Source organism: Mesorhizobium sp. B2-8-5 (genome assembly GCF_006440675.2).
Lineage (GTDB): Bacteria > Pseudomonadota > Alphaproteobacteria > Rhizobiales > Rhizobiaceae > Mesorhizobium.
In genome coordinates this window covers 3,508,787-3,521,642 of record NZ_CP083951.1, presented here as the reverse complement: position 1 = coordinate 3,521,642, position 12,856 = coordinate 3,508,787, and the positions used below count along the sequence as shown (strand labels likewise).

Sequence of the window (12,856 nt, the reverse complement as noted above, 5' to 3'; positions counted from 1 at the left end):
GGGGAACGAATGGACACGCAACGCTTCGGCCGCCACCGCAAGATCATGCCCTTCGAACCAGGCTCGGTCGAAGCGCTGCGCGAGGCCTCGCGCGAGAAGGCGGCGTCGCTCAACCAGCATGTGCTGGGCTATGGCGAGACAGCTGAGGCGGAATGGGCCGCCGCCGGCATCGCAGCGCCCGATCTGCCCGCCATGCGCAGATACCGGCTGGACCGCATTCGCGCCGAGCTGAAGCGCCGCGACTATGCCGGCGCCCTGCTCTACGACCCGGTCAACATCCGCTACGCGACGGACTCGACCAACATGCAGCTCTGGGTCGCGCACAACCCGACACGCCATTGTTTCGTCGCCACCGAAGGGCCGGTGGTGCTGTTCGACTATTTCTCCTGCGAGCATCTGTCCGACCATTCGGGTGTCGTCGACGAGGTGCGCCCGGCCGTGTCGTGGATATATCTCTACAGCGGCGAGCTTACCGAGCAGAAGGTCCGGCGTTGGGGCGCGGGCATCGCCGAACTCGTTGCCGAGCATGGCGGCGGCAACCGCCGCATCGCCGTCGACCACATCAATCCCGAAGGCGTGGAAGAACTCGCCCGTCGTGGGATTTCCGTCGGCAACGGCGAGGCGGTGATGGAGAATGCGAGGCTCATCAAATCGCCGGACGAGATCCTCGCCATGCGCCGCTCGATCGTCGCCTGCGAGGCGGCGATGAGCGAGATGCAAGTGGCGCTGAAGCCGGGCATCTCCGAAAACGAGTTATGGGCGGAGCTGCATCGAGGCAACATCGCGCGCGGCGGCGAATGGATCGAAACGCGTCTTTTGTCCTCGGGACCGCGCACCAATCCCTGGTTTCAGGAATGCTCCTCGCGCATCGTCGAGGATGGCGACCTCGTCGCCTTCGACACGGACCTGATCGGTCCTTACGGGTTCTGCGCCGATCTTTCGCGCACATGGCTCTGCGGCGACAGGCAGCCGTCGAACGAGCAGCGCGATCTGTTCCGCATCGCCGCCGGCCAGATCGCCCACAACACGGATTTGATGCAGCCGGGCATCTCCTTCCGCGATCTCGTCGAGCGCTCGGCGGTGCCGCCGGACGATTGCTATCTGACACGCTACGGCGTGCTCTATCACGGGGTCGGCCTGGCCGACGAATATCCGACGCTGCCGCATGCCGGCGACTGGACGGGCGACACGCCGGACGGCCTGCTCGAATCCGGCATGGTGCTGTGCGTCGAAAGCTATATCGGCAGGCTTGGCGGACGCGAAGGCGTCAAGATCGAGGAGCAGATCCTGATCACCGAGAGCGGCAATGAGAAACTGTCAGCCTACCCGCTGGACGAGCGGCTGCTCTGATCCGCTTTCGATGGTCGCGACGGCGTCGCGCATCGCGGCAACGACTTGTTCCGGCGTCGTTCTGGCGGTGATGTAGGGCAGCCCCTTGCGCCGCGCCGTCCAGCCGACCACCTTCACGCCTTTCGCCGCCGGCTCGAAACGCCGCGCCAACGCCCAGCTTTCGCAGTCGATGGCCGCGATATCGGCCCTGCCTTCCGCGACCGCCACGATCGACGACCGGTGGCCGCCGCTTTCGCTGCGTGAGGCGAAGATGTCCAGGCTTTTGTCCATGGCTTGCAGGTCGCGCGTCAGCCCGATCAGCCCGGACATCGAGTCCGGATTGTTGAAGGTGAAGCGTTTGCCGCGAATGAGATCGAGCGGGATGACAGCCTTGCCATCCGCCGGCGAGACGACTGACGGTCCGCCGTCCGCGGCCATCACCAACGCGCTGGAATAAAGCTCGCCCTGCCCGCCCTCGAACGCATCGTAGCTTGGCTGGGCAATCACCTGCACATGCGGGGCGAGGCCGAGTTCCATTGGCCCCCAGCATGTTTGCCCGAAGAGCAGCGCCGGGCTCAGCCAGAACTGGAGAAAATCGAACTCGTCCGAGGGTAGCGTCGCCGGATCGGGCGCGATCGGCTTGCCGACGTCATCGCGAATGCCGCCAGGCACCGGCGGCAGTTCGCGATTGCTGCGCACGACCGCCTCCGGCGCATCGATGCCCCTTTGCCGGAAGGCATCGCGGAGCCGCGCCCATTGCGCGTCGACTTCGCCACGCGCCTCGGGCCAGTCATACATCGGCAGGGCCGCAACGTACTTGCTCATGTCGAATGGCTTTCAAAGACAGGCGATTTTCGGCGCCTGCGTTCCGCCGCGAAAAAAGCGGTCGCGGGAAGTCGAAACTACTCTTTCGGCGGCTCCGCCGGAACCGGCGCCGTGCCGAGCCCATTGACGTTGCGCGCCCTGACCCGCGGCTTGAAGGCGCGACCGGGCTCCGGCGCGCGCCGCAGCACCGGGTGGACGATCGGCTCCTTGGCCTTGAAGGCGTGGGCTTTCAGCATCGCGAAATAGTTCGGATAGGCGTAACCGTTGTTCATCCGCAGCCACTCTTCGCGGCGCTCGCGAAACAGCTTCGGCAACCTGTACCAGGCAATGGTCGGGCTCTTGTGATGAACGAAATGCAGGTTGTTGTTCAGGAACAGGAAGGAGAGCGGCGAACGCTCCACGATCACCGTGCGCCCTTCCGGATGCTCCGACCACTGGTGCTCGGCATAGGTGCGGATCGAGATCAGCGACTGGCCGAGCCACACCGGCACCAGGATATAGAGCCACAGCGGAATGCCGAAGCCAAACGTGACGATCGGCACCACAACCGCGAGACCGATGGCATGCAGCAGCCAAGCCTTGCGGATCGCCTTGTCGCCGGCAAGGATCTGCTTGGCATCGTCGATGAAGAAACCGACCGAGGACAACCACGGACCGAGAACGAAGCGGCCGACCATGGTGTTGTTGATCTTGAGCAGAAGCTTCATTGTCGGCGGCAGCTCGTCATGCATCCAAAGCGCCTGGTAATAGCTCTCCGGATCGTCGAGCGGATCGGTCAGGCGCTCGTCCGCATGATGGCGAAGGTGGATGGTCTTGAAGCGGCGGAACGGCCACACCACGCCGATCGGCAGGAAGACGCACGCTTCATTGATCCTGGCGTTGCGGGTCGGATGACCGTGCAGCACTTCGTGCATGATCGACGATTGCAAGGCCAGGATAAACGGCAGGACGGCAAGCGCCAAAAGCGGATGGGATGGCCACAGAAGGAAGCCGATGGCGAGCCACGCGCCGTAGCAGAAGAGTGTGAGGAAGACTGTCGGCCATTCGACCGCCGGTGCGGTGCTACGTCTCTTGTTCATGCCGGTATTCATGCTTCTTGCCATGCTATCGACCACTGCCCTCCAGTCGCCGGAACCAACTCGATTCCTGACAACATTGTGTCAGGAGCCTGCCGTTACATCAACGCGACAATGCGCACAAACTGTTGCGAATGCGCATTTCTGGCTGCATATGTTATACATTGTAAACAAATATGGGGATTCATTTCCGCCTGAGCCGCGCTCCGGCGCAAATTTTTCCTCTCCAAAGCAGGAGCAGCGTGGTGGACAAGCGCGATCTGTCGACGACCTTTCGAGAGCGCCTGAAATTGCTCTTGACACGGTCCGACTTGAACCAGTCGGCCTTCGCGACAGCGGTCGGGATCGACCGTTCGGCGCTGTCGCAACTGCTGTCCGGCGCCTCGACCCGCCTGCCCCGCGCCGAGACCCTCCTCAACATCGCCGCCGAGTTCAAGGTGTCGCTCGACTGGCTGCTTGGCCTGAGCCAGGACGAAGGCGTCACCGGCGAAATAAGAGAAAGCCTGGAGATCGAGGAGGCGCCCGACGGCTTCGATCGCACGCTTTTGGCCAAATGGCATGCCGAGGCCGCCGGCACGAAGATCCGCTACGTGCCCGCCGGCATTCCCGACCTTCTGCGCACCGAGGCACTGGTGGAATACGAGGCCGGCATCACCAACAAGAGCCGTGAGGCGCAAGCCGGCGAGACGCAGTACCGCATCGACTACACAAGGCGGCCGGAGACCGATATGGAGGTCTGCATGCCGCGCCATACGCTGGAGATTTTCGCGCGCGGTCTCGGTGTCTGGGACCGTTTCCCGGAGGCCGAACGGCGCAAGCAACTGCTGCACATGGCAACGCTGCTCGACGACCTTTACCCGACTTTCCGGCTGTTTCTCTATGACGGCCGCATGCGCTATTCGATCCCCTATACGATCTTCGGCCCCTATCGCGCCGCTATCTATGTCGGCGACATGTACCTGGTGTTGAACGCCACCCAGCCGGTCCGCACGCTCACCAGCCATTTCGACAATCTGATCCGGGCTGCCGACATCAACGCGCATGAGGCGGCGAGTTTTGCGCAGAAGCTGGCCGCAATGTCCTTCCCGTCAGGCTCTGTCTAATCGGCTCCATCGGCGCCATCTTGGCGATCGGCCATAGGCCGGCCGCCGCTCATCGTTTCGGGAAACCCATGCAAGCACCGCGTCACATCGTTGTTCCTCCTAAGTCGGGCCGTTCCATGCGCGTCAAGCGCGGCGATCTGATCCGCATCGTCGATCCCAAGGGCCAGCAGGTCTCGGACCTCTGGGCCTTCTCGACCGAAGGCAGGCTCGACTGGCTGAGCACCTCGCAGACCCGCGACATCACCGAGCGGCTGTTTCCGAAACCCGGCGACCATTTCTACAGCGCCGCGGGCAAGATCGTGCTGACGCTGATCGAGGACGCCTCGCCTGGACCGCACGACATGCTCTACCCGGCCTGCGACAGCGCGCTCTACGAACGGGCCGGCCTGCCCAACCATCCGAACTGCCGCGACAATCTGATGAAGGCGCTCGGCGCGGAAGGCATCGAACTGCCCTTCGCGCCCGACCCGGTCGATCTCTTCCAGAACTCCATGCCGCAGCCTGACGGGACTTTGGTGGTCGAGGCATCGATCAATCCGCCGGGCGGCTACGTGACGCTGCGCGCCGAACAGGACCTCCTGCTTGTCGTCACCGCCTGCTCGGTCGATCATCACCCGACCAACGGCGATGCCTGCACCGAGATCGAGGTCGAGATCACTCCGGCTTCGTAAGGCCTTCGCGGCCGCAAGCTCGTTGACTGGACATAAAGACTTCTTTATATCGTTATTTGAATTCGAACACGAAAGCCAAAGTCATGACCGCGACCAACCCGATTGACGCCCTGCTTGCCGAAAAGGGCGTGCTTTTGGCCGATGGCGCCACCGGCACCAATCTGTTCGCGATGGGTCTGGAGGCCGGCGAAGCGCCTGAGCTGCTCAATGAGACTTCGCCCGAGACCATTGCCAGCCTGCATCGGAATTTCGTCGACGCCGGCGCCGATATCATTCTCACCAACTCCTTCGGCGGCACTCGCCACAGGCTGAAGCTGCATCATGCGCAGGATCGCGTTCACGAGCTGAACAAGCGCGCCGCCGAGATTGCCCGCTCCGTCGCCGACAAGGCCGGCCGCAAGGTGATCGTCGCCGGCTCCGTCGGCCCGACCGGCGAATTGCTGGTGCCGCTCGGCGCCATGACTTACGACGATGCGGTCGAGGCCTTCGCCGAACAGATCGAGGGCTTGAAGGCCGGCGGCGCCGAAGTCGCCTGGATCGAGACCATGTCGGCGCCGGACGAGATCCGCGCCGCGGCGCAAGCCGCCATCCGTGTCGGCCTGCCCTATACCTATACCGGTTCCTTCGACACGGCCGGCCGCACCATGATGGGCCTGCTGCCGAAGGATATCCACGCCGTCGCCGATGGCCTGTCGCAGGCCCCTCTCGGTGTCGGCGCCAATTGCGGCGTCGGCGCTTCCGATATCCTGGCTTCGCTGCTCGACATGACCGAGGCGAAACCGGACGCGACCGTGATCGTCAAGGGCAATTGCGGCATTCCGGAATTCCGCGGCGCGGAGATATATTATTCCGGCACGCCGGAGCTGATGTCCGATTATGTGCGGCTGGCGGTCGATGCCGGCGCCAGGATTGTCGGCGGCTGCTGCGGCACCTCGTTCGCGCACCTTGCCGCCATGCGCAAGGCGCTCGACGCGCACACCAAGTCGACCCGCCCGACCGTCGAGACGATCGTCGAGCGCATCGGCCCGATGCGCAACAAGGTGGCGACGGCAAACACCGCCGAGACCAGCGAAGCCCGCCGCGAGCGCCGGCGCAGCCGCGCCTGATACGATTTCTACTTGCTGTTTTCGGCGTAGCGCGACAGCGCGGTATTGAGATCGGTGCCGGTACTGCCCTGATTGTCGGCGCCCATCGTCATCAGGGCGCCCGATGCGCCGGGGTCGCTGATCTGTTCCAGCATCACGCGAAAACGGTCGTTGTTGAGGGCCGAAAGCGCTGTGTTGCGCGCCGCGTCGACATCGTTCCTGATGCGCGCGGATTCCGCTGAAGGAGCGGACGGTCCGCGCACCGGGGCATTGAGCGCCGTCGAGTTCGCGTTCCCGATTGTCGTGATATGCACTGCTGATCCCTCAAATCTCTATCAGCATTGACTAACAGAAGCTCGTTGCGGCGAGGTTCCGGAAAAGCAGCGCAGTTTAACGATCGCAAAAAGGCCGGCGGGATTTTCTCCCGCCGGTCCTTCCTTCAATCAATAATGGCCTACTTGTTGCCGTCCAGCGATGAGGCCAGGCGCACCAGCGACAGGAACTCTGCCCTGTAGCCGAACGGATCGGCGCCGCGCGCGGCGTTGGCGATCTCCGCGATGCGGTCGTAGCCGAAATTCGCCGTCTGATCCTCGTCGCGCAGCTTCTGCCCGAAGGCCGCGACCGCGACTGAGAACCGCTGGTCGGCGCCGGCAGCGTCGAAGGACGAGACCTCGTTGGCGGCGGTCACCGGCGTGGTGATGAGCTTCGAGACATTCTCGTTAGGCAGCTTATAGCGGATCTTGACGAAGGCATATTCGTCGGCATTTGCGATGCCGCCATTGTCGACCTTGGCTTGGCCGTAGCGCAGCGGGTCGACCTGCTCGCCGCCGCTGCCCTTCGGCGTGATTTCATAGACCGCCGTCACCGAGTGGCCCGAGCCGATATCGCCGGCATCGACGCGGTCATTGTTGAAGTCCTCGCGCTTGAGCGCGCGGGTCTCATAACCGACGAGACGGTATTCCGAGACCTTGGCCGGGTTGAACTCGACCTGGATCTTGACGTCCTTGGCGATGGCGAACAGCGTCGAGGAGGCATCCTCGACCAGCACCTTCTCGGCTTCGGCCAGCGTGTCGATATAGGCCGCCGTGCCGTTGCCGTTCTGGGCGATGGTCTGCATCATCTGGTCGTTGAGATTGCCGCGTCCGAAGCCGAACACCGACAGGAACACGCCGGTCTTGCGCTCCTTCTCGATCAGTTGCTTGAGGTCGTCGTCATCGGTCTGGCCGACATTGAAATCGCCGTCTGTGGCCAGCATCACCCGGTTGACGCCGTCCTTGACGAAGGATTGCTGGGCAAGCTTGTAGGCCTCGCGGATGCCTTCCTCGCCGGCCGTCGAGCCGCCGGGCGCCAGATTTTCGATGGCAGCAAGGATCTTCTGCTTTTCGGCCGCCTTCGTCGGCATCAACACAGTGCCGGCATTGCCGGCATAGGTGACGATCGAAACGGTGTCGTCGGCCTTCAGCTTGCTCACCAGCAAGCGGAAGGCGGACTTGAGCAGCGGCAGCTTGTCCGGCTCGTCCATCGACCCCGACACGTCGATCAGGAAGACCAGATTGGCCTTCGGCTGCTCGGCCGGCTTCACGTCGAAACCCTTGATCGCGACATGCATGAGCTTGGTGTGCTCGTTCCACGGCGTCGGCATGACGGTGACGGTCGAGTTGAACGGCGTTGACGCCGAATCCGGGCCCCTCCAGTCATAGGGGAAGTAGTTGATCATCTCCTCGACGCGCACCGTGTCCGGGTCGGGCAGAGCGCCTTCCTTCAACGAGCGCCGCACGAAAGAATAGGAGGCCGTGTCGACATCGATCGAGAAAGTCGAGACCGGATCCTGGGCTGTTTCATGCACCGGATTGGTTTTGAAATTCTCGACGCGGTCGCGGTTTTCCTCCTGCGGCTGCAGTTGGTCGACCGGCATGGGCGCAGGCTGCACCATCAGCTTGGAATCGGCGACCGCCGGCGGAGACGCCGGAATCCCGGCAGCTGCTCCTGCCGGTGCCTTGTCGGCCCGCTCCAGCTCGTCGGCGCTCCGTTTGGGGGAATAGCCCGCAATTACCCCGACCCCATCTTTGCCGCCGGCCGCGAGTTGGCCGCTCTCCGCCGGCGTAGCCTGCAAGGCGCGCTTGGCCGCCGGCGTCGCCTCCTGCTTGAACAGGGTGTCGACCTCTGTCGCCGGCTTCGGCGCCGCGGGCGCCGCTTGTGAATTGGCCCGGGTCTCGGCGTCCGCGTCGGTCTTCTTTTCCTTGGTGGGCGCCGCTGCCAGCGGCTCGATGACCGCAGGCTGTTCCGGCTTCTGCGCCACCGGCTTGTCTGCCACAGTCTCGGTGACGGTGCCGTTGCCGCCGATGACCCGCAGCTGTTCCTTCAGCATCTCGAAAGCGGCATAGCCGGCAATAGGCAGCGCGACCAGCGCGGTGATGGCCGGCGTGGCGATGAGTTTCCGTTGCATGATGTCTCTCCAGAGCATTCTTGCTCGCTCCGTGAGACGAAGGCCTGCGGGCGTTCCTTGGGGGACCGCGGAAATTCTTTCGTCGAGGTCGAAAGCCTGCATCGCGGCGGTGAACGCGCGCGCCTTCGCCTCGCCGTCCGGCGCCGGTACCGCGATGTCGCGCAGCCTTTCGAGTTCGTTGTCGTCGACCATGGTCACACTTCCCCGGCTGAGCGCATCAGCAGCTTCAGCCGTTTCTTCGCTTCATGGATGTGCCAGGAAACCGTCGCCTCCGAGATCGCCATCACCTCCGCCGCCGCCGCGTGGTTGAGACCTTCGCCATAGACCAGCAGAACCGCGTCGCGCTGCTTGTCTGGCAGCATCCGCACCGCCGCCCACAGCGCCTCGGTCGGATCGTCGGCCTCAGCCGGTGCTTCGCCGGCAATCGACGTATAGGCGCCGTAGGCATCGGTCTTGGCGGTATCGCGGGCGCGCTTGCGCATCATGTCGCGCGAAGCGTTTAGCGTCATGGCATAGAGCCATGTCCTGAAGGCGCCGCTGCCCTGATAGTCGCGGATCGCGCGGCCGAGCCGCACGCAGACGTCCTGGGCGACGTCCTCGGCATCGGTCTTGCGTCCGCACCAGCGATAGGCGGCGCGATAGACGAAACCATAGTGCCTTTCGAGCAATCTGCCGAAAGCACCCCTGTCTCCGCCCCTCGCCCGCACGATCAATTCGGCATCGGAGGCTTCGCCGTCGTCCAGCATCATCGCCGTCATTTGCCTGTTGGACGAAGGCTAATGGCCAATCCTTGGGGCGATGCAAAGATTTTTTTGCACAAACATTCCTTCACCCCGTTTACGGGGAGAAGGTGTCACGAAGTGACGGATGAGGGGCAGCGCGGCCATAGATCAGAAGATCGCTTACCCCAATGTCTCTTTGAAAAACGTCGTCAGCCGCTTCCAATGGCGCTCGGCACCCGCCTCGTCATAGACGCTGTGGTCCTTGACGCACCAGCCATGGCCGACGCCGACATAATTCTCGATGACATGATCGACTTCGGCGACCCTGAGCGCTTCCGCCAGCCGCGCCGACTGCTCCGGCGGGAAGCTGCGGTCGACGCCGGCAACCCCCACATAGACGCGCGCCTCGATCGAGGCCGCCTTGCGGTGCGGGCTGTCGGGCGCGTCGCTGGCGAGATTGCCGCCGTGCAAGCTTGCCGCGGCGACGATGCGGTCGGGGTGGGTCGCGGCCGCATTGAGCGCCCGCGCGCCGCCCATGCAATAGCCAACGACGCCGATCGGTCCGGCGATCCCCTCGGCGGCCAGAGCATCGAGGAAGGCGGCATTGTCGCGGATGGTCATTTCCTGCGTGGTGCCGGTCACCAGCGCCATCAGCTTGGTCTTGGTTTCCTCCGCCGTGAAGGCGGTCTTGGCGTCGAACGGACCGTAGGGCGCGTTGCGGTAAAAAAGATCGGGCACCAGCACGGCATAGCCGTGACCGGCGAGCCGCTCGGCCATCTCGTCAAGCGCCGGGCGCGGCCCAAAGGCGTCCATATAAAGGATGACGCCGGCGCTGGCCTTGGTGGACGGTCGAAAAAGGCCAGCCTTTGCCTTGCCGTCCCTGGTTTCGAACTCGATCTGCTTTCCAGTCATGATGCTCTCCGTTGCCTGTCGCGCGTTAGATATCGGCACGCGCCGTTCCGGCAAGCCATTCCCGGACCAGGCCGTTCAAGATTTCGTGCGGCCAGCCTGCCTCCTAGAGCCGCGCGAAGGCCGCCATATGAAAGGCCTGCACCTCCGGCGGATAGCGATAGCTTGTGCCATAGGGGCAGGCGTTGCGGTCGAGGCAGCCGCCCATCCGGCAGGGCTCGCCGCGGGAGCCGCGAACATGGTCGAGACAGGCTTCATGGGCAAAGCCCTGCCCGGAATAGGCGTCCACCGGACAGGATTTCAGGCAGGGTTTTGCGACACATGTGTCGCAGAGATGAATCGCTGCATGAGGGTCGGGAAGAGAAATCTCGTCCTCGAACAGCAATGCGCCGCGATAGGCATGCCATAGCCCATATTGCGGGTGCATCAGAACGCCGAGCGGCGACGGTTTCAACCCTTCGGCCCGCATCGCCCATTGCTGGAACGGCAGATAGGGCCGGTCTGAAGGCGAAACGGCGCGGGCGTCGCAGCCTTGCGCGACCGAGCCGATCACCGCGCGCGACCAAGTGTCGAGCGGATTGGCGATGTCCCTCTCCTGCTGTCCCAGCCAGCGCTGAAAATGCGGCCATGGCGCCGCGCCCGCCTGCCCGACGAGCAGCGCAGATTTGGCGGATGCGCCTGATGGACCGGTTGGCGCAGCCTCCCCATCAGTGAAACGGAAGCCGCCACGGAGGATCAAGCCGTCGGCCGCGAGCGCGGTCGCGATCTGCCCGACCAGGTCGCGCGCAAAAATCATCCCTTCCGGTCCGGGTCGGAGAATGCGCTCCGCCAGACTTCCTTGTGAATGATGTCGGCCACTTTAGCCCGGCCTGACTCGGGCTCCTTTCAGGTGAAGGCGTCGGCCATCGAGCCCTTCTTCTTGGCGATGAAGTCCTTCAGCGCCTCGTCGATGGCCGGATCCAGATGCGGCGCCTCGTAGCTTTCCAGCCAGCGGCGGGCGAGCTCGTTGGCGCGCTGCGGCGCGGTCTTCTCGCCTTCGGCCAGCCACTGCTCGTAGGAATTGTTGTCGGCGATGTTGGAGCGGTAGAAGGCCGTCTGGAAATTCGCCTGCGTGTGGTCGCAGCCGAGATAATGGCTGCCCGGACCGACCTGGCGGATCGCGTCCATCGCCTGGCCGTTTTCCGACAGGTCGACGCCTTCGGCAAACTTCTGCTGCATGCCGAGCTGGTCGATATCCATCATGAATTTTTCATAGCAGGAGGCGAGACCGCCCTCGAGCCAGCCGGCCGAATGCAGCACGAAATTGGTGCCGGCAAGGATCGTCGAGTTGAGCGTGTTGGCGCTCTCATAGGCTGCCTGCGCGTCCGGGACCTTCGAGGCGCAGAGCGAGCCGCCGGTGCGGAACGGCAAACCGAGCCGGCGCGCGAGCTGCGCCGCGCCATAGGACACCAGAGACGGCTCCGGCGTGCCGAAGGTCGGCGCGCCGGACTGCATCGAGATCGACGAGGCGAAGGTGCCGAACAGCACCGGCGCGCCGGGCCTGATCAGCTGGGTGAACGAAGCGCCGGCGAGCACCTCGGCCAGCACCTGCGTCAGCGTGCCGGCAACCGTCACCGGGCTCATCGCGCCGGCCAGGATGAAGGGCGTGACGATGCAGGCCTGGTTGTGGCGCGAATAGACTTTCAGGGCGCCGAGCATGGTCTCGTCGAACACCATCGGCGAGTTGGCGTTGATCAGGCTTGTCAGCACCGTGTTGTTCTCGACGAAGTCGTCGCCGAACACGAGCTTGGCCATCGCCACCGTGTCCTCGGCCCGCTCCGGCGCCGTCACCGAGCCCATGAACGGTTTGTCCGAGTAACGGATGTGCGCGTAGATCATGTCGAGATGGCGCTTGTTGACCGGCACGTCGACCGGCTCGCACACCGTGCCCCCCGAATGGTGGATCGATGGCGCCATATAGGCGAGCTTCACGAAATTCTGGAAATCCTCGATGGTCGCGTAACGGCGGTTGCCGTCGAGGTCGCGCACGAAAGGCGGGCCGTAGACCGGCGCGAACACCGTCGCGTTGCCGCCGATCTGCACCGAGCGCTCCGGGTTGCGCGCATGCTGGGTGTAGATCGAAGGCGCGGTCTTCAGCAGCGAGCGGCAGAGGCCCTTGGGGAAGTGCACGCGCTCGCCCTTGACGTCGGCGCCCGCTTCTTTCCACAGCGCCAGCGCTTCGGCGTCGTCGCGAAAGATGATGCCGATTTCTTCCAGCACCGTGTCGGTGTTCTTCTCGATCAACGCCAGGCCTTCCTCGTTGAGGACCTCGTAGACGTTGATCTTGCGCTTGATGTAGGTGAGCTGCGTGCCCGGACCGCCGCCCGAACGGGCAGCCCGGCGTGCCGCCGCGCCGCCGCTGGCGCCGCGTCCGCGCCGTCCGCCCGACGCTTCCTGCTCGACTGCCGCGTTATCGCTCATGATCGTTCTTCCTATAAATCTGGCCTGAACTGGCCTGCGGCCCATCGCTGCCGCTTCTTGCCCGGATCGTAGCCATGCACCCTATTGGAAACGGCCAGCCAGCGCCAACGCCTGTCGCAAAATCGACAAGAAAAGCGCCAATTTTTCAGTCGCTTTCCTTTTGCGGGAAGTCGCAAATCAGCTATGGATGCCCTGCCCTCGCGGGTTAGGTATTGGCGCATCGATTTTTA

Annotated in this window: 12 protein-coding genes; 4 read left to right on the top strand and 8 right to left on the bottom strand. The window is 63.9% G+C overall.

Annotation, left to right across the window (positions count from 1 at the left end; all coding sequences use genetic code 11):
* Window positions 1-9: 9 nt before the first annotated feature.
* A complete protein-coding gene (locus tag FJ430_RS17025) occupies window positions 10-1,350 on the top strand; it encodes a M24 family metallopeptidase (protein ID WP_140705546.1) in 1,341 nt (446 codons plus the stop codon).
* Here FJ430_RS17025 and FJ430_RS17020 read toward each other — a convergent pair.
* Window positions 1,318-2,154, bottom strand: coding sequence for a phosphate/phosphite/phosphonate ABC transporter substrate-binding protein (locus FJ430_RS17020; RefSeq protein ID WP_140705548.1), 837 nt, complete (start codon window positions 2,152-2,154; stop codon window positions 1,318-1,320). The genes FJ430_RS17025 and FJ430_RS17020 overlap by 33 nt on opposite strands.
* Window positions 2,155-2,231: 77 nt before the next feature.
* Entirely contained in the window at window positions 2,232-3,233 is a 1,002-nt protein-coding gene (locus FJ430_RS17015) for a fatty acid desaturase (protein ID WP_181175380.1), read from the bottom strand.
* A 242-nt stretch (window positions 3,234-3,475) separates the two neighbouring features.
* Between FJ430_RS17015 and FJ430_RS17010 the strand changes: the two genes are divergently transcribed.
* The 3 genes from FJ430_RS17010 to bmt all read left to right on the top strand — a co-directional run bounded on the left by FJ430_RS17010 (window position 3,476) and on the right by bmt (window position 6,110).
* Complete coding sequence (locus FJ430_RS17010; RefSeq protein ID WP_140653510.1) at window positions 3,476-4,333, top strand: helix-turn-helix domain-containing protein; 858 nt, start codon at window positions 3,476-3,478, stop codon at window positions 4,331-4,333.
* Window positions 4,334-4,449: 116 nt separating this feature from the next.
* A complete protein-coding gene (locus FJ430_RS17005; protein WP_246680734.1) occupies window positions 4,450-5,004 on the top strand; it encodes a DUF1989 domain-containing protein in 555 nt (184 codons plus the stop codon).
* An 83-nt stretch (window positions 5,005-5,087) separates the two neighbouring features.
* The gene (bmt, locus tag FJ430_RS17000) at window positions 5,088-6,110 is read left to right on the top strand and encodes a betaine--homocysteine S-methyltransferase (protein ID WP_140653512.1); all 1,023 of its coding nucleotides are present in this window, start codon (window positions 5,088-5,090) and stop codon (window positions 6,108-6,110) included.
* Window positions 6,111-6,118: 8 nt separating this feature from the next.
* Here bmt and FJ430_RS16995 read toward each other — a convergent pair whose 3' ends face one another.
* From FJ430_RS16995 to FJ430_RS16970, 6 genes are all read right to left on the bottom strand, one after another.
* On the bottom strand, window positions 6,119-6,403 hold the full coding sequence (locus tag FJ430_RS16995; RefSeq protein ID WP_226891739.1) for a hypothetical protein: 285 nt from the start codon (window positions 6,401-6,403) through the stop codon (window positions 6,119-6,121).
* Between the two features lie 140 nt (window positions 6,404-6,543).
* Window positions 6,544-8,727, bottom strand: coding sequence for a vWA domain-containing protein (locus FJ430_RS16990; protein ID WP_140705555.1), 2,184 nt, complete (start codon window positions 8,725-8,727; stop codon window positions 6,544-6,546).
* A gap of 2 nt (window positions 8,728-8,729) precedes the next feature.
* On the bottom strand, window positions 8,730-9,293 hold the full coding sequence (locus tag FJ430_RS16985; RefSeq protein WP_140705557.1) for an RNA polymerase sigma factor: 564 nt from the start codon (window positions 9,291-9,293) through the stop codon (window positions 8,730-8,732).
* Window positions 9,294-9,437: 144 nt separating this feature from the next.
* Window positions 9,438-10,169, bottom strand: coding sequence for a dienelactone hydrolase family protein (locus FJ430_RS16980; RefSeq protein WP_140705559.1), 732 nt, complete (start codon window positions 10,167-10,169; stop codon window positions 9,438-9,440).
* A 103-nt stretch (window positions 10,170-10,272) separates the two neighbouring features.
* Window positions 10,273-10,962: a 4Fe-4S dicluster domain-containing protein gene (locus tag FJ430_RS16975; RefSeq protein ID WP_140705561.1), complete on the bottom strand. Its 690-nt coding sequence runs from the start codon at window positions 10,960-10,962 to the stop codon at window positions 10,273-10,275.
* Window positions 10,963-11,051: 89 nt separating this feature from the next.
* Window positions 11,052-12,626 (bottom strand): trimethylamine methyltransferase family protein, encoded by a 1,575-nt coding sequence (locus FJ430_RS16970; protein WP_140705563.1) that lies wholly within the window; start codon window positions 12,624-12,626, stop codon window positions 11,052-11,054.
* Window positions 12,627-12,856 lie beyond the last annotated feature (230 nt).

Bases quoted from the DNA above. Each gene is read 5' to 3' on its own strand.
- FJ430_RS17025 (WP_140705546.1), top strand. From the start codon at position 10: ATGGACACGCAACGCTTCGGCCGCCACCGCAAGATCATGCCCTTCGAA.
- FJ430_RS17020 (WP_140705548.1), bottom strand. From the start codon at position 2,154: ATGAGCAAGTACGTTGCGGCCCTGCCGATGTATGACTGGCCCGAGGCG.
- FJ430_RS17015 (WP_181175380.1), bottom strand. From the start codon at position 3,233: ATGAACAAGAGACGTAGCACCGCACCGGCGGTCGAATGGCCGACAGTC.
- FJ430_RS17005 (WP_246680734.1), top strand. From the start codon at position 4,450: ATGCGCGTCAAGCGCGGCGATCTGATCCGCATCGTCGATCCCAAGGGC.
- bmt (WP_140653512.1), top strand. From the start codon at position 5,088: ATGACCGCGACCAACCCGATTGACGCCCTGCTTGCCGAAAAGGGCGTG.
- FJ430_RS16990 (WP_140705555.1), bottom strand. From the start codon at position 8,727: ATGGTCGACGACAACGAACTCGAAAGGCTGCGCGACATCGCGGTACCG.
- FJ430_RS16985 (WP_140705557.1), bottom strand. From the start codon at position 9,293: ATGACGGCGATGATGCTGGACGACGGCGAAGCCTCCGATGCCGAATTG.
- FJ430_RS16980 (WP_140705559.1), bottom strand. From the start codon at position 10,169: ATGACTGGAAAGCAGATCGAGTTCGAAACCAGGGACGGCAAGGCAAAG.
- FJ430_RS16975 (WP_140705561.1), bottom strand. From the start codon at position 10,962: ATGATTTTTGCGCGCGACCTGGTCGGGCAGATCGCGACCGCGCTCGCG.
- FJ430_RS16970 (WP_140705563.1), bottom strand. From the start codon at position 12,626: ATGAGCGATAACGCGGCAGTCGAGCAGGAAGCGTCGGGCGGACGGCGC.